This window comes from Lacipirellula sp., assembly GCF_965279485.1.
GTDB lineage: Bacteria > Planctomycetota > Planctomycetia > Pirellulales > Lacipirellulaceae > Lacipirellula.
The window spans coordinates 3,733,397-3,755,281 of sequence record NZ_CBDIIC010000002.1; the positions used below are offsets into that span (position 1 = coordinate 3,733,397).

Genomic DNA, 21,885 nt, shown 5'->3' on the forward strand with positions numbered 1-21,885 from the left:
GGAAATCGCAGAGAGAACATCGCTGGAGGCAGCCTGTAGCTCATACCTGAAACCGGAGCGCCATTGCATAAATCGCGAGCGCATAGTCCTGCTGAAAGTGATCAGCCGTGTTCTGCGCCGTCGTCAAGTTAGTAATGTCGGCATTGAACAGTAAATCGCGCAACTCTGGATGCGAGAACTGCGACCGTTGTAGGAACGCCGCCAACTCTTCGCGACTAACTGCCGCGTAGCAATTCGTGGCATGCGTCTGTTCGTGTTGCTGCCAGCGCGGACGCAAATAGCGGAAGTGGACAAAGACGGCTACGCCGATCGTGATGCCGATCGTCGCGAGCGGCAAGAACACATTAATAAATCCGCCGCCGATGCCTGCCCCGATGAGCACTAGAACAGGGATCAGTGGAATCACTGTAACGAAGAGGTAGAAGAGCGCGATGAGCAACGAGTACACGAGGCTGGCTCCGGTCCAACGACGGTAAGGCACCGAGCTTTTCACGCGCCGTTCGATGTTCTCGTACAGCGCCCTTCCGCGGGATATCCAGGCGCTGATATTTGCCTGCGGTTGATCCGCAACGTGCCGTTCGGCGACGTCGCCTGATACATAACACCAGAGCGTATAAAAATTGGAGTAATCCTCTTCCGATTTAAGCGGGAAGGCTTCGAGCGTCGCCGCCGGATCGGCCGCCATTTCCACTTGGCACTGCAACACCGTCCGATCGCGCTTGGCCGCATCTCCCGAGAAAAAATCCCGCAGCGCTTCGTCGATACGCCGCCGTAGCGGATGAGCCGTCGCCAAATTCGGCCGGCCCGCCACGTAGTTCCGCAGAAAGTCGAGCAGGTCGAGATCGTTCTGCACCTGCGGCGGAATCCGCTGGAAGTTCTCTTCAATCAGTCCGAACGCCTTGGCAATCCAGTCCCCATCGGCGACCCAAATGGCCGACTCGAGAATCTCAACCGTGAACGCCAGCCGAGCGTCGATGCAGATATCGCGCAGGTTCGTCTCGCACGCTTCGAACGTCTTGCGAAATTCGACGAACGGTCGCTCTCGCAGCAAACGATGCCATAGACTTTCCGTCAGCGGAAAGAATTCGTCGGTTCGCACCGTCTTCGATACCGCGACGAGAATCTTTGCAACCGTCTCGATGGCGAGCGGCCCGCGGAGGTACTCGTACAGCAAGTTGAGTAGCGCTCGATCGCGGCGATGTTCCACGAGTCCTTGCAGCAACCAGCGGAGAAACTGTTGTCCATCCTTACGATCAACCGCGTCCGACATCACGGCAAGGGCGTAGTAATCGTACGGCAGCTTGTGCTGCTTCTCTGCTAACTGGCGGTAGACGTTCGCCAGCGGCTCGTGACGGATTCGCTGGTGGAGCGGCAGCGGCGCCGGCGTGGCGGGAAGTTCGGGGGCGTTTGCTGCCGCCGACTCGACGGGCCGTTGCGACGCGGAAGTCGCAGGTTTCGCCGCCGCGTCATCCGTTTGCCACTTGTACTCCGGCGGCGACGTCGCGGCGGCGCCGTAACGCTGTTGGTTATCGAGCAACTCGTACGCCGCGCGAATCTGCTGAAACTCGTTTGGATGCTTTTCCGGCTTAAATTGGCGCAGCAGCCGGTTGTAAGCCCGCTTCAAATCCTTCCGATCAAACGTCGGAGCCAGGCTGAAAAACTTCAGCGGCTCATGCGGGAGCAAGCTCCAGTCGACCTCGACGTTCTCGTCGCTCATTACTTATCCGACGCTATGCTTAGGACCAATCGAATGAGTGAAATGATGACGATGTATCCCCACCACGGAAACGAGGATCCGGAGCGTCCTTCCTCGAAGTGGTCCTGTGTGGACCGCGGAGCGCTCACTCTGCCGCGCTGAGCCATCAGCGACTTGAGCCACTGCGACTCGAGCTGATGAAAGTACGGCAGCTCCCGCTCGATGAGCTTGATCATCCGCGTGCCGCGCTTGCGGAGCTTCCGCTCGCAAAATGCCACGAGCGCCTTCTCCTTCACAATCGCCGAATCTCGCGGCGCTGCGATCAGCACTTCTTTGAACACTCGGAAGAAGTCGGAATCGAAATCCTTCTGCCCCAAGATTCGCGGGATTTGGTCGCGATGCTTGGCGACAAGCGTCAGCCGCCGCACGACCGCGTCGACGTCGGGGAATTCCTTCGCGTCGAGTTGCGCCAGCGATTCCCGCAGTGTGTCGAGCTTCATCGTCCAGAAGGTGGCGCGAATCTTTTCGATTTGCTTCAGTAGCGTTTGCCGTTGTGCTCCCGGATCGACGGAACCTGATCCTCCGCTGGCCTTCGGCGTCACGGCCGCTTCGAGGCCGAGCAGCCGGTTACGGCGGCGGATGATCGCGGCGCTCTCCTGCAGCGGGTTCTGCCGGAGCGCGCGTTCGACGTACTGGAGCAGTTTGTCGTTATCACTGGGAGGCGCGCTACTCATCGACGGCTCCAAATTCGTAGCCCAACAGCGCCAGGATTTGCAGCAGCCCCTGCCGCGAGAAGCTCACGAGTTCCTGATCGCCCTGCCCCATCGCTGATTCGAGGCTGTCAATTGCCTCTTCCAGTTGTCCGCGCTGAAAGGGGCTCACCTCGCCAACAATCCGCTCGCTGAAGCGGAGCAAATTCTGGATTTCAGCATCTTCGCGCGGGTAGTACTTCAGGTTTTGCAGTCGCTCGACCGCCTCGGCAAGTTGCTCGGCGCTCATATGGTGGGCGTGCTGCGTGAGCACTGTGCGGAATTTCTGCGTCGCGCCAGGAACATACGCCTCGACTTCGAGGATGCCGTTCACGTCGTAGGTGAAGCGGATGCAGATCTCTTTCCCTGCCGGGCCGGGCGGAATGCCGACGACCCTCAGCTCGCCGAGCTTGTGGTTCTTTTCGACGAGCCGGTTCTCGCCCTGGTAGACGTCGACCACGACCTCGCGCTGATTGGCGTGCATCGTTCCGAACGTCATCTCCTTCGAAACTGGGATCGTCGTGTTGCGGTGGATGATCGGCGTGAAGTAGCCCGACTTCACTTCCGAGCCGAACTCCTTCGCCGTCTGCACGCCGAGCGTGAAGGGGCAAACGTCAGTCATCACCATGTCTTCGACGGCTTGGTCGTCGGCAATCAGCGCCGCCTGTACCGCGGCGCCGAGCGCCACGACCTCGTCCGGATTGAACGTTGCCAGCGGTTGGCAGCCGAGATAATCGGCGACGAAGTCGGCGATCACCGGCATCCGGGTGGCGCCACCGACGAAGATGACGTCGTCGACTGCCTCCGGCCGGCAATCTGCGTCGCGCAGCACCTTGCCGAGCGGCCCCTTGAGGCGTTCGCACAGCGACGCGGCGAGCTTCGCAAACTGCTCGCGGCTCACTTCGACGCGGCGCGACTTGTCGTCGAGCTGCCCTTGCTCATCTGGCAAGCGAATCGAGGCTTTCTCTTGCGTGGTGAGCGTCCGCTTCGCCTCTTCGCACAGCTGGCGCAACCGCGCTACCTGCAGCGGCCGCTGCAACTCGGCGACTTCCAGCTGGATGTTCTGCGTGCGGAGGACGCTGGCCACGAGCCGTTCCGTAAAATCTTCCCCGCCCAGAAAGCTCTCGCCCGCGGTGGCGACGATTTCGAGCGCCCCTTCGAACACGTCCATCAGCGTAACGTCGAACGTCCCGCCGCCGAGATCGACCACCAGCAGTTTTTTCGCCGCCGTCCGGTCGTGGAACCCGTAGGTGAGCGCCGCTGCCGTCGGTTCGTTAAGAATCCGCCGCACCGTGAGCCCCGCCAATTGCCCTGCTTGCTTGGTGGCGCTCCGTTGGTGGTCGTTGAAGTACGCCGGCACGGTGATGACCGCCTCGGTTACCGGTTCTTTGAGGAAGTGCTCCGCATCTTCACGCAGCGACTTGAGCACGAAGCTCGACAGCTCCACCGGGGTGAACGACCGTTCGCCGAGCGTGATTGACTTGTCGGAACCCATCCACCGTTTAAAGCACGAGACGCACCGCTCGGGCTGAGTGACGCGCAACTCCTTCGCCGCGGCTCCGACGACGATGCGATCGCCGTCGACCAGTCCCACGACCGAAGGCGTCAACAGCTGCCCGACGCTGTTCGGGATCAACACCGGCCGCCCGTCGCGGAAGACGGCGCACAGCGAGTTGGTGGTCCCCAGATCAATTCCAATAAGTGCAGCCATACAATCCGCGGCGATCCATTCAATTCGGAGGCGATACTGAAATTGGCGGCCTCGTTGCTATTTCGCGGCCCGAGACGCCAGAAGCATTGTAATTTATCGCCAAGTCCAAGTCCTTACTGCCTTTGAGAGTTTGATGTTGCCTGCAGGTTCGCCTAAACTGACCCCCGCCCGATGATTCCCTCCACGCTATTCTTAGGGGCGTTCCGATGAGCGGCAGGTTCGCGAGCTCTCTGTTGGCGGTCGTTTGGTGTAGCCTCTTGGGGAACGCCTCGGTTTATGCGGTCTCCTACGAGCTACGGGGCGTCGGGACGCTCCCTTCCTCGTCGTCGCTGCCCGCGGGCGTCGCAGGCGAGGGAATCACCGTCTCCGTGATGCTCGACAGCGACGACTTCACCTATCTACCGACAGCCAACGAGATCTTTCACTACTTTGTGCCCAACACGACGATTCCGGTGAGCATTACCGGGTCGCTCTCGGGAGCTTATCCGAACGTCTCGCCGATCGGGCGGTTCATCGCCTTAGAGTTGACCGACTCAGGGAGCTCCAAAGATCAGATCGCACTCGGCGTCGAGATGGGGAATAGCTCGACTAGCCTCTTCACGGTCTACGCAAACGACGGCGATGGTTTCGACGGCGATCTGACGCCGTTTACTTCGACGCAGCTATTCGCGCTGTTTGCCGAGGCGATGCAGAACCAGGCCGCATGGAGCCGTTCCAACTCTGCGGTCTTCATCGGGTCGGCCGATAACCTTCTGTATCTCGGCGACCTCGACTGGAACCTGATCGACCCCAACGAACCGCCGACGCAACAGGTGAGCATCGCGCCCTCTTTCGACGTGCAACTGAAGCCGGGCAACGCTTACCCGCTGGGGAACGCGACGGCGGCGACGCTCGACATCGACGGCGGTTCGGGCACAAGCTTCCCGATTCTCGACGTTCTCATGGATTTTCCGCTTAGCCAGATACCCGCTGGCGCGAACATCACTTCGGCAAAGCTCAAACTCGATGCGACGACCAGTACCAGCGGCATGACGATTCAAGCACTGGGCTACGCCGGCGACGGCTTGGCGTCGCTGGGCGACGAGTCGGCAGTCACGAGCGTCATCGGCAACAAAGTCGGCCCCTTCACGTCGGCCGGCGACATCACGATCGATCTCGACACGAACTACATCGAGTCGTTGCTCGGTGGCTCAAGCCATTTAGGCCTGCGGCTGAGGAGCACGACTGCCGGACCGTACGTTCGGATCGCGACAAGCGAGCACCTCACCGCCACCGCGCCGCGTCTGGTGCTGGAATTTTCGACAAGCTTGGAGGGCGATTTCGACTTGAACGGCGTGGTCGATGGCGCCGACTTCCTCGCTTGGCAGCGCGGCGCCTCTCCTGCTCCGCTTAGCGCCGCGGATCTCGCTGCTTGGAAGGCGAATTTCGGCGCCTCCGCAGCAAATAGCACGGCAGCCGCCGTGCCCGAGCCTGGGGCGTTCGGCATGCTGATCACGGCGCTATTGGCGTCCTGTTGTGGCCGGCGTTCGTAGCCGATTGGCCCGCCAGCAACGCACCGGCGTCGCGCGAACGTGATCGCTACGGTAAGCCACCGATGGTGGAAATCGAGGCCTCAATCCCCGCGCGCTGCATGGGGGCCGCTATAATCGGGTGACATCGAATCACTCAGCGACTGCCATGATGCAACGACCATTTGCCCTGCTGCTTGTCACCGCGGTTCTCCTTTGCTTCGCGAATGTTGCTGCGACGACGGCAGCCGCCGAGGCCCGCCGACCCAACATCCTCTTCATCCTGGCGGATGATCTCGGCTATTCCGACCTCGGTTGCTATGGCGGCGAAATCGCCACGCCGAATCTCGACGCCCTCGCGGCGAATGGATTGCGTTTCACCCAGTGCTACAACACGGCCCGCTGCTGGCCGTCGCGGGCGGCGTTCCTCACCGGCTACTACGCGCAGCAGGTTCATCGCGATGGCCTTCCCAAGCTCGGCGGCGGCAACGATGGCACGCGGCAGAAGTGGGCCCGCTTGCTCCCCGACTTCTTAAAACCTCTTGGCTATCGCAGCTACCACAGCGGCAAGTGGCACGTCGACGGCAGCCCGCTCGCCGGCGGATTTGATCATTCGTTCATGATGCAGAACCAGGGAAACTTCTTCACCGCTCGCGGCAACTTTGTCGACGACGTGGCCGTGACGCCCGACGCCGACGAATCGGGCTACTACGCCACGACGGAAACCGCCGACTACGCGATCGAGTGGCTGCAGGATCACGCGAAGCATCATCCCGATCAACCTTTCTTCGAATATGTGGCGTTCATTGCTCCTCACTTCCCGCTTCACGCGCTGCCCGAAGACATCGCCCGCTATCGCGATCGGTATCTCGAAGGTTGGGAGCGAATGCGGGCCGAGCGTTACGAACGCCAACAAGCGATGAAGCTGCTTGACACGCCTCTCTCGCCGGTGGAGCGCGGTCTTGGCCCGCCGTACGATTTTCCGAACGTCCTTGAAGGCTTCGGCCCTGGCGAAGTGAATCGCCCGCTGCCGTGGGACGACCTCACCGACGAGCAGCGCCGCTTCCAAGCAACAAAGATGGCGATCCACGCCGCGATGGTCGATCGCATGGATCGCGAGATCGGCCGCATCATCGATCAACTGAAGGCGATGGGCGCCTACGACGACACGATCATCATGTTCGCCGCCGACAACGGCGCCAGCGCCGAGCTGATGATTCGCAACGGCGGCCACGATAAGACTGCCGAGCCGGGGAGCGAAGCGACTTATCTTTGCCTTGGTCCGGGCTTCTCGAACGCTTGCAATACGCCGTTCCGGCGGCACAAGGTGTGGGTGCATGAAGGGGGAATCAGCACGCCGCTGATCGTTCACTGGCCAAAGGGGATCGCCGCGCAAGGCGAACTCCGTCGCACGCCCGCGCACCTCATCGACATTGTGCCGACGCTGCTCGATGTGCTCGACGTCGAGAAGCCGACCGAGTGGAACGGTAAGCCGATCCCCCCTGCCCCGGGGCGCAGCCTGCTGCCGGCGTTCGCGGCCGACGTGCCGATCGAACGCGATTCGCTGTGGTGGTCGCACAACGGGCACCGCGCCGTTCGCCAGGGCGATTGGAAGCTCGTCGCCGCGCGGGACGAACCGTGGGAACTGTACGACATGCGAACCGATCGCGCCGAGTCGAATAACTTGGCGTCGCAGCAACCGGAACGGGTGCAGGAACTCGAAACGCTCTGGAACAAACAGCAAGACGAAATGATCGACCTCGCGAAGCAGACGCCGAAGTTGGGGCGAGCGGGCGCCAAGCAGAAAAAGGCGAAACGCCAACAGCCCCGCCCGCAGGCAGCGCCGTAATTCTGCAAGTGTGAATCTCTGAATCTTCCCACCTTGATATTGCATCGCTTGAGAATCCTCGTGCATTCCCGCCGTTTCAACTTGATCGCGCCCACGCTTGCAGTGATTGCGCTTAGCGTGCTCGCGCTATCGACGTCGCGGCTGCAAGCCGCCGACGTGCTGGTCGCCGACCGCCTTTCGAACAGCGTCTATCGTTACAGCCAAACCGGCACGTTGCTCAACACGGTTGTCACCGACAACGCGAACATCAACCAAGCGACTGGCCTCAGCCTCTCGCCCGACCTGCAGCATCTGTACGTCTCAAGTTTCAACAATGCCCGCGTGATGCGTTACGACTACAACGCCGCCACCGGCACGGCGACCAACGGCGTCATCTTCGCCGATGGTTCCGACGGGCTCGCGAATCCGAGTCAGATTCTGTTCAGCGACGATTCGCAAACAATCTACGTTTCCAATCTCGGCGGCACCGGCGTCGCGCGGTTCAACCTCGACGGCACGCTGGCCGGCGCTCCGGTCGCGTTTCCAGCGCCGATCAATGCGGAGCACTTCCAATTCTCCGGGCTCGCGCTCCACCCCAATGGCGACCTGCTCGTCGGCGATTTTCAGAGCTTTCCCTCTGGAACGCACGGCGCGATTGGCCGCGTCGACCCTCCTGCCGCTGATCTCAGCTACTTCGTCAATCCTTCGACCTCGCTCAACGGCGCCTCCGGCCTGCTCGTCCACGACAACTATCTCTACGTTACCGGCATGTTCGCCGGCACGATTCGGCGTTTCAATCTCTCCGACGGTTCGGCGGACTCGACTTTCGGTGTTGCCGGCCTCGCCTTCCCGCAGGGCCTGATGCTCGCTCCCGACGGTAACGGCTTTATCGCCGGCATCCTCGGCTTTGCGAATGGCTTGGGCCACATGGCCCACTACGATTTCAACGGCGCCCTCATTGGCGACGGCGTCTTCGCTACTCCCGGCGGCGGCGGTTTCACGGAGCCGACGGCGTTCGTTACCGTTCCCAATCAGGCGGTCGAGCCGATCCCCGGCGACTTCAACGGCGACCAGCTGGTGAACGCCGCCGACCTTGGCATTTGGCGGGTCAACTTCGGCAACTCCAGCGGCAGCGCTACCGTCGCGATGGGCGACGCCGACGGCAACGGCCGCATCGACGGCGCCGACTTCTTAGTTTGGCAGCGGCACTTTACGCCAGCGGCCGCAGCGCCGTTATCGCAGGCGGTGCCGGAGCCGCATGCTCTGGTTCTCGTATCGCTTGCGGGCCTCGGTTTGAGAAGGTTCATCCGTCGCCGCGAAAGGGTTCGATTGCAACGGTCGCACGGTTCGCGTCGGGCTCTGGTCGGTTAGAGCTTCGGTCTCCGAACGAAGTGATTAGCAAGCGTTTTGTCGGGTTTGCTGCGGATTTCTCGGGAGGTCTCGCGGCTGTCTGCCGACTAGCGTCATCCTTCCGAGATGGCCCGTTCGTGCTTATCATGAAGTTCCGCTGAGTGTTAGCCGCCTTCGCGCATCTCAAGCCAAGAACCTCCATCGCTCTCAGTTGCCATCGTGCGGCCCGCCCGGCTTGCAGTCAGAATAAGGGATCTCCGATGCCGGAAGCCGCTTGGCTGCCAGAAAAAAAACGACTTGAGATTATCCAAGTCCTGCGTTTCTTCGCCGCGCTCTCGGTGGTTGCGGTCCACCTTCCGACGATCGGCGGCGGAACGTGGGGCGTCGACATCTTCTTCATCATCAGCGGCTTCGTCATCGTCTACACGGCGACGTTCGATCGCGAATACTTCTTTCGGAAGAGATTGATTCGCATCGTTCCGATCTACTGGCTGATGACGCTCGGCGTCTTCGCCGTAGCGCTCGTTTCTCCACGGCTAATGAACAACACGGCGGCTAACGTCGGCGACTTGCTCAAGTCGATGTTCTTCATCCCGTTCTACAAGAACGGCGTCTCCTTGCAGCCGCTGCTCTACGTCGGTTGGACGATCAACTGCGAGATGATCTTTTACGCCATCTTCGGCATTGCTCTGGCCGTTAGCAGGAAGCACACGACGGCCGTTGCCTCGCTCCTGATCGCCGCGATGGTAGCGATCGGTTTGGCGTTGAAGGATGAAGGAGCGATCGCAGACTTCTACGGAAACCTCATCTTTCTCGAATTTCCTCTCGGCATGGCGCTGTGCCATTGGTGGTTTGCATCGGAACGGCGCGGCGAGACGTTCCGCCGTGCCAGCGCTGCGGTCTGTTTGGTCGCGCTACTGGGATGGTTTGTTGCTTACCAGCTGGGTTTTTGGGAAACCGGGTTGCGAGTACTCGACTACGGCGTCCCGTCGCTCTTCTTCGTCGGCGCAGCGCTGTTCACGTTCCGCGAAGCAAAAATGCCCTGGCTGTTCGTCCTGTTGGGCGACGCCAGCTACTCGCTGTACTTGCTTCATCCGTTCCCTGTGATCGCGTCGAACAAGGTGTTGAAGCTGTACGACGGCCCGAAGCTTGAGGACTGGCTCTGGTCGGCGGCAGTAACCGCGGCCTGCCTAGCGGCGTCGGTGGTGATGTACAAAGGTTTTGAATTGCCGGTGCAGCGATTCCTCCGCAGCCGCCTGCTTCCGCCGCGTTCGAAGCCGGCCGTCGCGCCGCCGCTGAATTCCACGGCGTCTGACGAAGCGCGGAGCTAGCGGCCGGAAGCACAAGCTTGGCCGCGGTCCGCGCGATTGTTGCTTGATGCTCAAGGATCGGCGAGAATCGTAGCTGCATCGTTGATGCGCATCAGCCTCTTCTCGCGTTCGCTCTCCTCAAAAATTAATCGCAGCGTAAGGAATCTCGACATGGCCCAGGCGGAGCATTGGAATCGGCGGACTGCAGCGAAGGCGGCCGGCGCGGCAATTGTCGGAGCGGTTGGCGTCTCGCTCGCCAGCGGCCAGTCTCGCGGCGCCGAGGCAGCTGCCACTCCGAAAGGAAACGTAAAACAGTCGCTTTGCCGGTGGTGCTACAACGGCATCCCGCTCGACAAGCTCGCCGCCGCGGCCAAGGGCATGGGTTACCAATCGATTGAACTCCTGACGCCGGCGGAGGTGCCCGTCGTCCAGGCGGCTGGCCTCACCTGCGCGATGCTCAGCGGCGCCGACGCGATCAACCGCGGCTTTAATCGGAAGGAACATCACGACCAGCTTGAGAAAGATCTCAGCGAGCATATCGAGTTCGCCGCCGCGAACGGTTTGCCGAACGTCATCTGCTTCTCCGGCAACCGTAACGGCATGTCGGAAGAGGAAGGCCTCGAAAACTGCACGGCCGGCCTCAAGCGGGTCGTCGGCCTCGCGGAAAAGAAGAACGTCACCATCTGCATGGAACTCCTCAATAGCCGCGTCGACCACGGCGACTACATGTGCGACCGCACCCCGTGGGGCGTCGAACTCGCCAAGCAGGTCGGCTCGCCGCGGTTCAAGTTGCTGTACGACATCTACCACATGCAAATCATGGAGGGAGACGTCATCCGCACGATCCGTGATAATAAAGACTACATTGGCCACTATCATACCGGCGGCAATCCGGGCCGGCATGAAATCGACGAGACGCAGGAACTGAACTATCCGGCGATCGTGCAAGCAATCGTCGACACTGGGTACGACGGCTACGTCGGCCAAGAGTTCATTCCCGCCCGCGACCCGCTCACTTCGCTGGCCGAAGGTTTTAAGGTGTGCGACGTGTAGCGTGCACAGCGGCCTGCCTTTTCTCTGGTTAGCCCCGGGCTCCGCCCGGGGGTGGACGCGAAGTAGGGGCGAGTTCTCGGTGACATGGTGCGCGACCCCCGGGCGGAGCCCGGGGCTAGATGGGATGCCGTCGCTGCGCTTCGATGCTCATGTCGCCTGCATGTCGCATCGCATCCAAGTCCCGATGCGATTCTAGGCGACACTAAGCGTTTTCTCTAAGTGATTGTTGGTACCGATGTTGCGGCGATGTTGCGTTGATGTCGTGTCGCATTGGCGGCATTTGGAGCGGACTCGATGGTGTGAGGGGGCCGGCTCCTGCTTGAATGCGTGGCGCCTCTTGCGGCTGCGCCGCCCAGGTAGGCTGGACGTCAACCTGGGCTATTCGTCGGGGCCTGTGGCTAGCTGACGGTTCTGCCGTGCGATCGGGGGGGAGCGGATTTTCAAAGAACGCACGGCTCCCGTCGAGACGGAGTGCCGCACCTCTGAGCCTAGCTGATGAGGCCTGGCTTCGCAGTAGGTGATTTTCGGCCACTCCAACGCTGCTGCCGGGCGATGGAACCGCGGCGGCGACGGAGGCGATTCATCATTGGGGAATGATGTCGCCCCGTCCGGCCCATTCTCCATGTTCCGAAATCGCTCGAAATCGGAGCGTCGTGAACTGGAAGTGAAAATCCTTGCGATTGCGCTCTACCATCGCCTCTGCGTGGCGGTCGGCGCCGAGCAAGGAGCCGCGGCCGTGAACCATGTCGGTCATCTCTCGCTGAGATCGCCACACCGAGAACGTGCTAAAGGTGCGCGGGGGACGGAACGCCGCGAGCGCCAAGGTCGCGCCGGGGTGGTCGCGCACGAGTTTCTCCACCGGCTTGCCCCACCGAATGAAGCGAGCAAGCTGCGGAAGTTTTAGTCGTGCGAGCGTTACCGCCACGACGGGCTGCGCCGGATCGGCGTCCGCGACGTTCGCCGGCAACTCGCCGAGCTCCGCGAATCGACCCCATTGGCGGAGGAAGTTGAGGCGGACGTGCCAGCCCGCCGTGAGCGTGCGACCGAGCTTCGTCTCCGCCAGGAACGCATCGATCGCGGCTTCGCTCTCCCATGAGGCGAAAACGGCGAGGCTCCGCAATTGCATCCGCGCCGGCGAAAGAATGGGCGATCCGAGCGTCATCGCCGCCATGCACTCGGCATAGCGCAGGCCGGCGACGCTACTGCTCGTTGGGGGCCGGCACATGGCGCCCGCCGTCGTCGCCGGCGTCGTCTCCGCGAGGTGAAAGCTGAAGATTTGCATTCTGGAACAACGCGAAAATAGCGCGAAGCGTTACGCTTGGGGCGCTTGCGTATCGATGGTTTGAATAGGTGAGTGCGACGGCGGACGACCCCAGGCGAAGGCGACGAACGCGAGTCCAACGTGGCCGACGGCGTTCACGATGCCATGGTAGTGAACCATTTGCAACATCTGAAGAATCGGGCGACCCCAAGCCCAAGCGAGCGCCGGCGCCATCGTCGCCAAGGGGACGGCGAGCGCCAGCACGAGCAGCAGCCATGGGCCGCGGGCGATGCGAGCAGGCTGCCCGAGGACGACGGCTCCCCACTGCGTCGCAAAGATCAGCGCGTAGCTCGTCGCCCCCGCCTCATCGCAGTAGCGGAAACCAAGAATGCCGGCAGCCGTCACCAAATAGGCGAGCGGATGCGCCACGAGCAGGATCCGTATGACTTTCAACGCGTGCCGATTGGAAACGACGCGACAGCAGAGCGCCGTGACGGTGAGCGCTCCAAAACCCGCAAACGCAAAGTGGGCGGCGGTGATCCATGTCCACGGCGCGCTGTATCCAAGCAGCGTCGATTCGCTGAGAAATGCTCCGAGCCAGACCAAGCTGCCGACGAGGAAGACCCAGGCCGCGGCGAGGGCAAATTCTTCGGGCAGGCGCTGCGGTCGCGCGAAGGCTCGCTTCAGTAGGACGACGCCCGCAGAAATCGCCAGCAGGCACGGCGCCGCGAGGATGGCGGCAACGGTGGCGTAGGTCATGACGGGCCGGTGGGGAGTCTTGTGTTCTTGGCGGTTGGCAAGCCGCGGAGCGGGCGGCCTTAATCTAGACCGCCAAACCTACTCGAAATTAACCGAGCGGGGGCGAATTGCAGTGCAAGTGATTTTTGGCGATCCTTGGGCCGTTGCGACACGGAGTTGGTCGGATAGAGGAGTGTTGCTGCTGAGGGTGGTCGTGTACCTACCGCAGAATAGGCAGGATGCCTGTGACGCCCGGCGGGCGTAGTGGGGCGTTTGGCGGGGCGTGAGTAAGCTCTCGCCGAGGCGCGAAGGCGCAGAGAGTTTTTTGAGTAGCCGCGGGAGGCTGCGCTGCACAGGGGGCCAGCCGCGCGACGAAATCGATTCAATGAAGCTTCTTGCCGCTATGCTGCCCAGGCTGGACTTCAATCTATTCCACTCGCGTCTTTGTCCTTCAGGCTACTTGCAAGTCGATCGAGTGGCATGCTGTTGGGCACTTCACACTGGCGACACGCCAGTGGCGCCCAGAGTTGGCTTGCCAGTACTACCCGCCGAGCAAGCTCAAGTTGCTTCGAGCACCGCCGATTGGACTGATATTGCATCTCTTGAAGCCGTGGAAGTGACTGTCGGCACAAACGCCGCTTCTTGAAGGAAGTAAGTTGATATAAATGTCATTGAATCGTACGCAGGGCGGCGATATAGTGGCAACGGAGCGAAGAATAGTTGCATTGGTCGAGTTCTTCATGAGTTGGTGCTGCCTGCCCATGGGGCGGTCGTCGGGGTGAAGCGATTCGGTCAGCGGGCGACTCGCAGGGGCTGAGGAGGCGTTTCATGAAGCGAGTATTGCTTGCAAGTCTTGTCGCGTTCTGGGTTTGCGCGCCCTTGCCTGGGCTGAGTGCACGCGCCGGAGTCATTTCACGTGACTGGAAGACCCCCGGCGACGGATTGTTGACGTACGACGACGTCAATCAGCGGGAGTGGCTCGATCTTTCGCAGACGCTGCTCTCGTCGCAGTTTCCAGGAGCGGATCGCGAAGCGAAGTTTCAGTACGTGCTTGGCCAGACCGGCAGCGGCGGGCTGTTCGAAGGATTTTCGCTCGCCGAGTCGGGCGACGTGGTCGCGCTCGCGGAATCGGCAGGGGTTGATACTTCGACGCAAAGTTACGCGACCAACGTGACGCCGACGCTTGCTTTGGGCGAGTTGATCGGATTTACGATTCTTCCCCCCAATGGCAACAAGCTTGCCTTGGGGCTGGTGGATGGGGTCGGGCCATCTCCGCCGATCCAGATGACGGCGATACTCCGCACTTCGTTCGAATCCCAAGCTGGTTTGACGTTCGCTACGCCACACACTCAGTTTCTAGAGCCGCCGGGAGTGATGCTGTTCCGGGCGGTGCCGGAGCCGGCTGGGCTAGTCTCCTTAATGGCAGGGCTCGGCATCCTCTGTGCTAGTAATGTCTGCCGGCGCAAGTAGAAAATCCGGTTGAAGAAATCGCCTTAACTTAGCTCCGGGCGCCACTGGCATCCTGCCAGTGCGAAGTGCCAAGAATGAATGGATGCCGTTTCGCTTGCAAGCAGCCTGGAAGACAGGACCGCCTGACGTCTGCAGGTGACGTAGGCCATGCTCCCGCTTTTCACTGGCGACACGCCAGTGGCGCCCAGCGCGGCGACATCGAGGAGTTTGCGGCCGTGGCGGCCACTCACGCCATGAATTGCTACGGCTTCGCTGCCAGCCAAGCGGCAAGGCTCGCAGTCGCTAGCATTGTTTTCGCCGAGACAGAAGGCAGAGCATCGACGTCCACCCCATTGCTCCCAGGACGCTGGTAGCCGGCTCCGGCACTAGCTGGAATGATTGAAACAATGAAGTAAACATCGCGTCACCCTGGAGGCGGACCGAGGTGACGACACGGAGCTTTGCTTGCGGGTCGAACCCTGCAAAATCCTGTTTTACTAGATTTGGGTTACCAGGGGTCGGCGGACCGCTGTCAATGGTTAATACAGCAAGTTCAGCGGGCGCGCCAGTCGATGCGGAATATATCGCCGACCGCATGTTGATCTGGCCATTGACGCTAGTGTTGAAAGTACCTCGCAAGCTATCAATCGAAGCTCCCGAAAATCGCACGTTCGGATTCGCAGTGGCTACGTCGTAGGAGACAATGACGCCAGACGGCCCATTGGGCGAATAAATGCTATACGGCCCAAACTCATTGTCTTGACGCGCCCCAAAGGCTATCCAGTTATCGAAGATCGTGTCGTAAACCCTCCCGCCCGTGCTGAGTACTCCCTTGCCTACACGAGAAGCATAGTTGTTCAACGCGTACTGGTTGGCTGGCGGAGGCGTCACGGGGAAGTTTTCTAGGTCATTTAGCTCTCCTGCTATAAACCTAAAGTTGCTGTATACCAATCCGTCGTGGAGGATCTCGCCGCCAGTAGAGAGTGAATCGAAGCCCGGACTCGAATTGTTAAAGATGGCATAGTAGCCTGGCTGAATGAGCGCAGCTTCTTCCTGCGTCAATCCGGAGACAAGCACCCAATCGACGAGTGGGCCGTTTGAAACGTCAGCAACGTAGACAAAATTGTTAGTCGCTTGGATCGCTGCGACCGCGGCGCCCCAACCGGATTCGCGCATCAGATGGCCGACGGCGCATGCCGTGTCGTGATCGTCGACGAAGATCGGGACAGCATGCTTCGCAGCGCGTTCATTTTGCGGAAACAGCCCGCGACTTCGATAAAGCCGTAGGCGGCGGATGTTGAGTTCGCGACGTACCGCCAACGTGTGCCCCCAAGCTTCCAGTTCTGTAGAGGTCCATCGTTCGCCACGCGCCGACTGCAGCCGCTCCAGCGCGATATCGAGACTGCGATCGGCACTGGCATTCAGATGAGCGAGCACCAGACTGAAGTGCCGTTGGATGCGACGACGACTCTCGTCGACAGATGCATCAGGGGTCTCGTGATCACGACCGCTCGCACGCAAATGAAATGCGCTCCGAATAACTTGCTCCGGAGCGAACGCTGCATCATACGCTTCGGAGTCGACGGCCACGACTCGCCCCGCGGCGAGACTCGCCGCACTAAAAACGAGGAACAATGAAATCAGAATTCCACTCGCTTGGCGCACCTTCGACCTCACCTATGATGCTGAAGAGACTGTATTAGAAAGGTATTCCAAGCATACCAGAAGTGGGTATGGACGGCAAAATTATCAGTGAACGACGTGCCGTCGAGCCAACGATGCCCTCATCCCCGCTCCTTCTCCCTCGGGTAGAAGGGAGCAACGTTGAGTCCTGTCAGGAGCTTGCGATGAAAAAGTCGACCCCGGCCGCGAACCCCGACGCCTACGTCGCCGCACTCGATGGCTGGCGCCGCGAACTCGTCGAGCAACTGCGCCGCGCCGTCCTCGCCGCGGCGAAGCTGGAGGAAGCGATCAAGTGGCGTCACCTCGTCTACTTCTCCAACGGCCCGGTGCTGCTCATTCGCGCCGAGGAGTCGCGCGTGCTCTTTGGTTTCTGGCGCGGGCAGCGGTTGCTGAAGATCGAGCCGCGACTGAAGCCGGGCGGTAAATATGAGATGGCGACGCTTGAGCTACGCGAGGAGATGGCGATCGATGAGGCGACGGTGCGCAAGCTAACTCGCGAGGCGGTGGCGCTCAATAAAAAGTTTGGCGATCCGCAAGACGCAGCGAAGTGAGGCGAGTGGAGTGACAGGCGTGTGGCACTCTCGGGTCCACGAGTTTGATAAAAGTCGTTTGCTATCTTGATTGTGATTGAATTGAGGGCTCACTAGCATGGCGTTCGCGATTCGGATTGCGACGCCTTGCTGGAGCCACTGAGATGGATGACGACTCCCCGCTTGCCGCTTGTGGTCGCCGCACATTTCTTGCCCTCACGGGGGCCAGCCTCTACCTGGTCGGCAGTCGTGGGGTTGTGGCTGGCGAATCGGAGGAGACTCCGGAACAGCGTGCGCAGAAGCTGCTGGAGAAAGTCGTCGGCGAGTGGCGGCCGCTCGACTTAGAGGCTGGTCAGGCAGGGTGGCTTGCACGCACCGATGTGTCGGATGCGCATGACGAAGCGGTGACCAAGGCAAGCGAGGCGTTGGATCGCTACCTGGGATCGCCGGAGATTATCGAACCGTTGCAGGAATTGCTGGAGCATCCGGAGGGGCTCGCTCCGGCGACTGTGCGGCAGTTGAAGAAGCTACACCTGATGTGCGCGGAGGTGGCGAGCACGATTGCGGATACGGTGAGCATGCGTTCTCAGGCGGCGACCCGACAGCAGTCGCTCCAGAACGGCTTCGTCTACAGGCTGTCGCCGGAGGGTCTCAACTCCACGATTACGTTGGGCGAAATTGACAAGGCGCTGACGACGTCGACGTCGTTGCCAATACGAAGGGCGGTCTGGGATTCGTCGAAGCAAGTGGGCGAGGCGCTGCGGTCCAATTTGCTATGGCTGCGGGAGTTGAGGAATCGAGTCGCGCGGGAAGTGGGCTTCGACTCGTACTTTGCTTTGCAGGTGGCCGACTATGGCATGACCGTCGATGAGATGACGTCGCTGACGGATGGATTCGTCGCAGATTTGAGGCCGCTTTACGAGCAACTTCATACCTGGGCGAAGTATCAGCTCGCGGTGCGCTACGGCGTTGATCCGCCCGAGGGGCTGATTCCGGCGCATTGGTTTCCGAATCGCTGGGCCCAGAATTGGCCTGGGCTGGTCGATGCCATCAATCTCGACGCTCCATTTGCCGGCAAGCCGAAGGAGTTCATCATCCAGCAGGCGGAGGCGTTCTATCGCTCGCTTGGTTTCGACGCGCTGCCGCCAGTCTTTCATGAAAAGTCTGATCTATATCCCGTACCTGCTGGCCAGAGTCGCCGCAAGAATGGCCATGCGTCCGCGTGGCACATGGATCGAGATCAAGAAGTGCGCTGTCTGATGAGCATTGAGCCGAACTCATTCTGGTTCACGACGGCTCATCACGAGCTTGGGCACATCTACTACTATCTAGCCTATTCGAAAGCGTGGGTTCCCATCCTCCTGCGGGCGGGGGCCAATCGCGCATTTCACGAGGGGGTTGGCGACCTCATTGGTTTGGCGGCCTCGCAACCGACCTACCTCTCGTCAATTGGATTGCTGCCTGAGGGAGCGCCGGCGCCGGAGGCGGTTGAGTGGCTATTGGAGCCGGCGCTGAACAAGACCGCCGTCGCCTTCCTGCTATTTGCCGCGGGGACGATGACGCAATTTGAAAAGCAGTTCTACGCGGGAGAAATTCCCGACGGGGCGCTCAATCGCGCATGGTGGGAACTTGCGGGACGCTATCAGGGGATTGCTCCGCCTGGCCCGCGGGGCGAGCAACTGTGCGATGCAGCGACGAAAACCCACATCAACGACGACGCGGCCCTATACTACGACTACGCGATTGGCACGATCATCAAGTTTCAGCTGCACAACCATATCGCGAAGAACATCCTCCAGGCCGATCCGCAAAACTGCAACTACTTCGGCAACAAGGAGGTAGGCAAGTTTCTACGCTCGATCTTCGAAGTCGGCGCCACGCAGGATTGGCGCGACGTCCTGAAAAGCGCGACTGGCGAGGAGCTCTCGGCGAAACCGATGCTGGACTATTTCGCCCCGCTCATGGTATGGCTGCAGGAACAGAATCGCGGGCGAGCCGTGGGGTGGTAATTCGCGAGGCAGGATCTTTAAGGCGGAGCAATCCTTAATAATCGATCCCGCCCATCGGAGTCGGGCCTTATTTACCGCTGGCGACGCCGTTCCCTGGCTGTCGCAATTGATCCAGCGGCACAGGGCGCCGACCCTTTCTCACGCTGCGCCGATCTTTTGGCGCCTACCGGTTAGGGTGGCAACTGATAAAATGGCGACCCACCCTTGTCCCCTCGCCGGGGAGGGAGACAGACGCTCCGCCGGTAGTTCGCCGCGCCAACTCAGCGTGGTTGTCAGCCGGGAGCGAGTCCTCTTTTCCGGAACATGCCTTAGCATTGAAGGATCTTCGTTCGATGGCTCAGAAGAAGCTCAACGTCGCGCTCATCGGTTACAAGTTCATGGGGAAGGCCCACAGCCAGGCGTGGCGGACCGTGGGGCGGTTCTTCGATCTCGACGCCGAGCCGGTGATGAAGGCGGTGTGCGGCCGCGACGAGGCGGCGGTGGCGGAGTTCGCCCGGCGCTGGGGCTGGGAGACTTCCTCGACCGACTGGCGCGAGGTGATCGGCCAGAAGGACGTCGACGTCGTCGATATCTCGACCCCCGGCTACACGCACGATGAGATTGCGATCGCCGCCGCCGAGGCGGGGAAGCATGTCTTCTGCGAGAAGCCGTTGTGCTTTACCGTCGCCCAGGCAAAGGCGATGCTCGCCGCCGTGCGGAAGGCGGGGGTGAAGCATATGGTCAACTTCAACTATCGCCGCTGCCCCGCGGTGGCGCTGGCGAAGAAGATGATCGACAGCGGCGCCATCGGGCAGATTCGCCACGCGCGGTTTACCTACCTGCAAGACTGGCTCGTCGATCCGCAGTTCCCGATGAACTGGCGGATGCGGGCCGAGGCGGCCGGCAGTGGCGCGCACGGCGACTTGGGCGCCCACTCGATCGATCTCGCTCGCTACCTCGTCGGCGAGATCGGCGAAGTCGTCGGTATGCAAAAGACGTTCATCGCAGAGCGGCCGGCCGAGGGGACCTCGCACGGCATTAGCGCCACCGCTGGCGAAGGGACCGAGAAGGTGACGGTCGACGACGCGTCGGTCTTCTTGGCGAAGTTCACCGGCGGCGCGATCGGCACGTTCGAAGCGACCCGTATGGCGCCGGGGCGGAAGAACTTTAACCGGTTCGAACTGAACGGCAGCAAGGGAACGCTTGTCTGGTGCTTCGAGGACCTCAACTATCTCGATTACTACTCGACGGAAGATTCAGAAGACCGCCGCGGCTTCCGCCGGATCATCGCGACCGAAGGCGTGCATCCCTACGCCGGCGCCTGGTGGCCGCCGGGCCACATGATGGGCTACGACCACACCTTCTCGAACGCCGCGGCCGACCTGGTGCAGTGCATCGCGAACGACAAGTCGTGCCAGCCCTGCTTCCAAGACGGCGCCCAATGCGTGGCGGTGCTCGAGGCGGTCGATAAGTCGATCGACGGCGGCAAGTGGGCGCAGGTAGAAGTGATTAAGTAGGTTGCCTTTCTTCTGGTTCTGAGAGTGCGCCTCGCGGTAAATAATCTAGTTCACGAGAATTGAACTCAGAGAATTACCGCGCCCCGAACTGATTTCGCGGACTACGAACAATGAAGCTTCGCCAAATTGCCCTCGTATTTTCATGCGCCGCGACGATTGGAGTGTTGTGGAATCCGCGGGGGTGCAATCTTGTTGCGCAAGAGCCAGCGACTTTCGACGCAGAGGCGGTGACGCAGGAGTCGCAGCCAATCGCCATGTGTCAGTTGGCGGTGTACTTGCCTGTCGCGTCTAGAACTGACGCCATAGATATCGCAGGGAAGGCCGTTGCTAAGCACGCCAAGGAGATGACGGCTCTGGAGGCTTGGCCAAAGCCGGGCGAAGTCGAACTCCCTTTCGTCGTCGTCGCAGAAATCGATACCGCGGCGTACGGTCCACCAAGTCCGGATGCGGTGAAGCATTTCGGACGCGGGCTGGACGAAAAGCAGACCGAGTGGCTGCAGGACTCCCAGAAGGCGTTGACCCTTTCGTTCGTCTATTCTCGTGAAGCGGCGCGGGCGACGTTGCAGATCGCCTACGCGACGTTGGGAGAGATTGCACGCGAGACCGATGGGCTGATTTGGGACGAGCAGACTCGAATGATTTACTCTCCCGAGGCGTGGGGAGAAAAACTCGTCGACGCCGCGAAGCCGCTTGCAACCGCCGCCGAGCATACGACGATTCACGCCTACAGAAACGGCGAGCATATTCGTGCGATCACTCTAGGCATGTCTAAGTTCGGTTTGCCTGACGTCGTGGTAGAGACGTCGCCAGGGTCGGCGAACTCTCAAGTTGGCCTACTAATGAATTTGTTTTGTCAGCGGCTTGTCGAAGGAGCTGAGTTTGAGTCGCCTGGGAAGTTTGAATTGGAACTGAAGTCGATCGAGCAAGACGAATTGCGAAAAGACATGCTGGGGGCAGTATTGGAGAACGGCAAAGGCGTTGTTCGCCTGACGTTGCGAGCAGGCCGGCGGGACGAAGGCGACCCTGAGAATGATTTGATTGAGCTTCGGTTTGACGAGTACGAAGGGCCGGATGAGTTCGCGAAACAAGAGCTGGCGCTCACGGAGTTGTTTGGCTCCAAAGAAGAGATCATCGGCGTTGAGCACAACGAAAAAATCGAGGCCGCGAGCGAAGCCGCGCGGGCGAAACTCTCCGATTTGCAGAAAGGATTCGACGCCGGCTTGAAGTCGGGCGAACTGCTGCTGGTGAAGGCGCCGTTTAAAACGGCGGATGGAGATCGAGAGTTCATGTGGGTTGAAGTTTCGAGTTGGAAGGGCGACGAGATCAGCGGCACGCTTCAGAACGAACCTTTCAACGTCCCTGACTTGAAGGCGGGGCAGAAAGTTACCGTGAGCCAAGCGGAAGTCTTCGACTATCTGCTTTCTCGCCCAGACGGGACGGAAGAAGGGAACGAAACCATGAAGCTAATCTTAGAGTCTCAAAAATAGTCTCATCGCAATCGAGAACAACAAGCC

The 21,885-nt window shown here is 60.7% G+C and carries 16 protein-coding genes; 10 read left to right on the forward strand and 6 right to left on the reverse strand.

The genetic code is table 11. The features are described 5' to 3' along the window. Positions 1-40 precede the first annotated feature (40 nt). Genes ACQY7R_RS22595 through ACQY7R_RS22605 form a run of 3 tightly spaced genes read right to left on the reverse strand, consistent with a single transcriptional unit; the run spans position 41 to position 4,156 of the window. Positions 41-1,717, reverse strand: a complete 1,677-nt coding sequence (locus ACQY7R_RS22595) for a J domain-containing protein (RefSeq protein ID WP_428307814.1) — start codon at positions 1,715-1,717, stop codon at positions 41-43. After that, complete coding sequence (locus ACQY7R_RS22600) at positions 1,717-2,430, reverse strand: hypothetical protein (RefSeq protein ID WP_428307815.1); 714 nt, start codon at positions 2,428-2,430, stop codon at positions 1,717-1,719. Before ACQY7R_RS22600 ends, ACQY7R_RS22595 begins: the two co-directional genes overlap by 1 nt. Next, entirely contained in the window at positions 2,423-4,156 is a 1,734-nt protein-coding gene (locus ACQY7R_RS22605; protein ID WP_428307816.1) for an Hsp70 family protein, read from the reverse strand. The genes ACQY7R_RS22600 and ACQY7R_RS22605 overlap by 8 nt, the downstream gene beginning before the upstream one ends. Positions 4,157-4,362: 206 nt before the next feature. Between ACQY7R_RS22605 and ACQY7R_RS22610 the strand changes: the two genes are divergently transcribed. From ACQY7R_RS22610 to ACQY7R_RS22630, 5 genes are all read left to right on the forward strand, one after another. After that, positions 4,363-5,688 (forward strand): hypothetical protein, encoded by a 1,326-nt coding sequence (locus ACQY7R_RS22610; protein WP_428307817.1) that lies wholly within the window; start codon positions 4,363-4,365, stop codon positions 5,686-5,688. A gap of 148 nt (positions 5,689-5,836) precedes the next feature. Continuing rightward, the gene (locus tag ACQY7R_RS22615) at positions 5,837-7,513 is read left to right on the forward strand and encodes an arylsulfatase (RefSeq protein ID WP_428307818.1); all 1,677 of its coding nucleotides are present in this window, start codon (positions 5,837-5,839) and stop codon (positions 7,511-7,513) included. 60 nt (positions 7,514-7,573) lie between these two features. Next, positions 7,574-8,863: an SMP-30/gluconolactonase/LRE family protein gene (locus ACQY7R_RS22620; protein ID WP_428307819.1), complete on the forward strand. Its 1,290-nt coding sequence runs from the start codon at positions 7,574-7,576 to the stop codon at positions 8,861-8,863. Positions 8,864-9,102: 239 nt separating this feature from the next. Next, positions 9,103-10,173 carry an acyltransferase family protein gene (locus ACQY7R_RS22625; RefSeq protein ID WP_428307820.1) on the forward strand — a complete coding sequence of 357 codons (1,071 nt, stop codon included), beginning with the start codon at positions 9,103-9,105 and terminating at the stop codon, positions 10,171-10,173. Positions 10,174-10,323: 150 nt separating this feature from the next. Then, complete coding sequence (locus ACQY7R_RS22630; RefSeq protein WP_428307821.1) at positions 10,324-11,205, forward strand: hydroxypyruvate isomerase family protein; 882 nt, start codon at positions 10,324-10,326, stop codon at positions 11,203-11,205. Between the two features lie 583 nt (positions 11,206-11,788). Here ACQY7R_RS22630 and ACQY7R_RS22635 read toward each other — a convergent pair. Continuing rightward, complete coding sequence (locus ACQY7R_RS22635) at positions 11,789-12,487, reverse strand: hypothetical protein (RefSeq protein ID WP_428307822.1); 699 nt, start codon at positions 12,485-12,487, stop codon at positions 11,789-11,791. A 30-nt stretch (positions 12,488-12,517) separates the two neighbouring features. Then, positions 12,518-13,225, reverse strand: a complete 708-nt coding sequence (locus tag ACQY7R_RS22640) for a YndJ family transporter (protein ID WP_428307823.1) — start codon at positions 13,223-13,225, stop codon at positions 12,518-12,520. A gap of 807 nt (positions 13,226-14,032) precedes the next feature. Here ACQY7R_RS22640 and ACQY7R_RS22645 point away from each other — a divergent pair. Further along, a complete protein-coding gene (locus ACQY7R_RS22645) occupies positions 14,033-14,674 on the forward strand; it encodes a PEP-CTERM sorting domain-containing protein (protein WP_428307824.1) in 642 nt (213 codons plus the stop codon). A 282-nt stretch (positions 14,675-14,956) separates the two neighbouring features. Here the strand turns inward: ACQY7R_RS22645 and ACQY7R_RS22650 are convergent, their stop codons facing one another. Then, complete coding sequence (locus ACQY7R_RS22650; RefSeq protein WP_428307825.1) at positions 14,957-16,243, reverse strand: hypothetical protein; 1,287 nt, start codon at positions 16,241-16,243, stop codon at positions 14,957-14,959. A 257-nt stretch (positions 16,244-16,500) separates the two neighbouring features. Here ACQY7R_RS22650 and ACQY7R_RS22655 point away from each other — a divergent pair, with 257 nt between their 5' ends. The 4 genes from ACQY7R_RS22655 (at position 16,501) to ACQY7R_RS22670 (ending at position 21,858) form a co-directional block, all read left to right on the forward strand. Further along, positions 16,501-16,887, forward strand: coding sequence for a DUF1801 domain-containing protein (locus tag ACQY7R_RS22655; protein WP_428307826.1), 387 nt, complete (start codon positions 16,501-16,503; stop codon positions 16,885-16,887). A 143-nt stretch (positions 16,888-17,030) separates the two neighbouring features. Continuing rightward, on the forward strand, positions 17,031-18,875 hold the full coding sequence (locus ACQY7R_RS22660) for a M2 family metallopeptidase (RefSeq protein WP_428307827.1): 1,845 nt from the start codon (positions 17,031-17,033) through the stop codon (positions 18,873-18,875). A gap of 332 nt (positions 18,876-19,207) precedes the next feature. Then, positions 19,208-20,371, forward strand: coding sequence for a Gfo/Idh/MocA family protein (locus ACQY7R_RS22665; RefSeq protein ID WP_428307828.1), 1,164 nt, complete (start codon positions 19,208-19,210; stop codon positions 20,369-20,371). A 110-nt stretch (positions 20,372-20,481) separates the two neighbouring features. After that, positions 20,482-21,858 (forward strand): DUF2314 domain-containing protein, encoded by a 1,377-nt coding sequence (locus tag ACQY7R_RS22670; protein ID WP_428307829.1) that lies wholly within the window; start codon positions 20,482-20,484, stop codon positions 21,856-21,858. The last annotated feature ends 27 nt before the right edge of the window (positions 21,859-21,885 follow it).

Bases quoted from the DNA above. Each gene is read 5' to 3' on its own strand.
- ACQY7R_RS22595 (WP_428307814.1), bottom strand. From the start codon at position 1,717: ATGAGCGACGAGAACGTCGAGGTCGACTGGAGCTTGCTCCCGCATGAG.
- ACQY7R_RS22600 (WP_428307815.1), bottom strand. From the start codon at position 2,430: ATGAGTAGCGCGCCTCCCAGTGATAACGACAAACTGCTCCAGTACGTC.
- ACQY7R_RS22605 (WP_428307816.1), bottom strand. From the start codon at position 4,156: ATGGCTGCACTTATTGGAATTGATCTGGGGACCACCAACTCGCTGTGC.
- ACQY7R_RS22610 (WP_428307817.1), top strand. From the start codon at position 4,363: ATGAGCGGCAGGTTCGCGAGCTCTCTGTTGGCGGTCGTTTGGTGTAGC.
- ACQY7R_RS22615 (WP_428307818.1), top strand. From the start codon at position 5,837: ATGCAACGACCATTTGCCCTGCTGCTTGTCACCGCGGTTCTCCTTTGC.
- ACQY7R_RS22625 (WP_428307820.1), top strand. From the start codon at position 9,103: ATGCCGGAAGCCGCTTGGCTGCCAGAAAAAAAACGACTTGAGATTATC.
- ACQY7R_RS22630 (WP_428307821.1), top strand. From the start codon at position 10,324: ATGGCCCAGGCGGAGCATTGGAATCGGCGGACTGCAGCGAAGGCGGCC.
- ACQY7R_RS22635 (WP_428307822.1), bottom strand. From the start codon at position 12,487: ATGCAAATCTTCAGCTTTCACCTCGCGGAGACGACGCCGGCGACGACG.
- ACQY7R_RS22640 (WP_428307823.1), bottom strand. From the start codon at position 13,225: ATGACCTACGCCACCGTTGCCGCCATCCTCGCGGCGCCGTGCCTGCTG.
- ACQY7R_RS22645 (WP_428307824.1), top strand. From the start codon at position 14,033: ATGAAGCGAGTATTGCTTGCAAGTCTTGTCGCGTTCTGGGTTTGCGCG.
- ACQY7R_RS22655 (WP_428307826.1), top strand. From the start codon at position 16,501: ATGAAAAAGTCGACCCCGGCCGCGAACCCCGACGCCTACGTCGCCGCA.
- ACQY7R_RS22660 (WP_428307827.1), top strand. From the start codon at position 17,031: ATGGATGACGACTCCCCGCTTGCCGCTTGTGGTCGCCGCACATTTCTT.
- ACQY7R_RS22665 (WP_428307828.1), top strand. From the start codon at position 19,208: ATGGCTCAGAAGAAGCTCAACGTCGCGCTCATCGGTTACAAGTTCATG.
- ACQY7R_RS22670 (WP_428307829.1), top strand. From the start codon at position 20,482: ATGAAGCTTCGCCAAATTGCCCTCGTATTTTCATGCGCCGCGACGATT.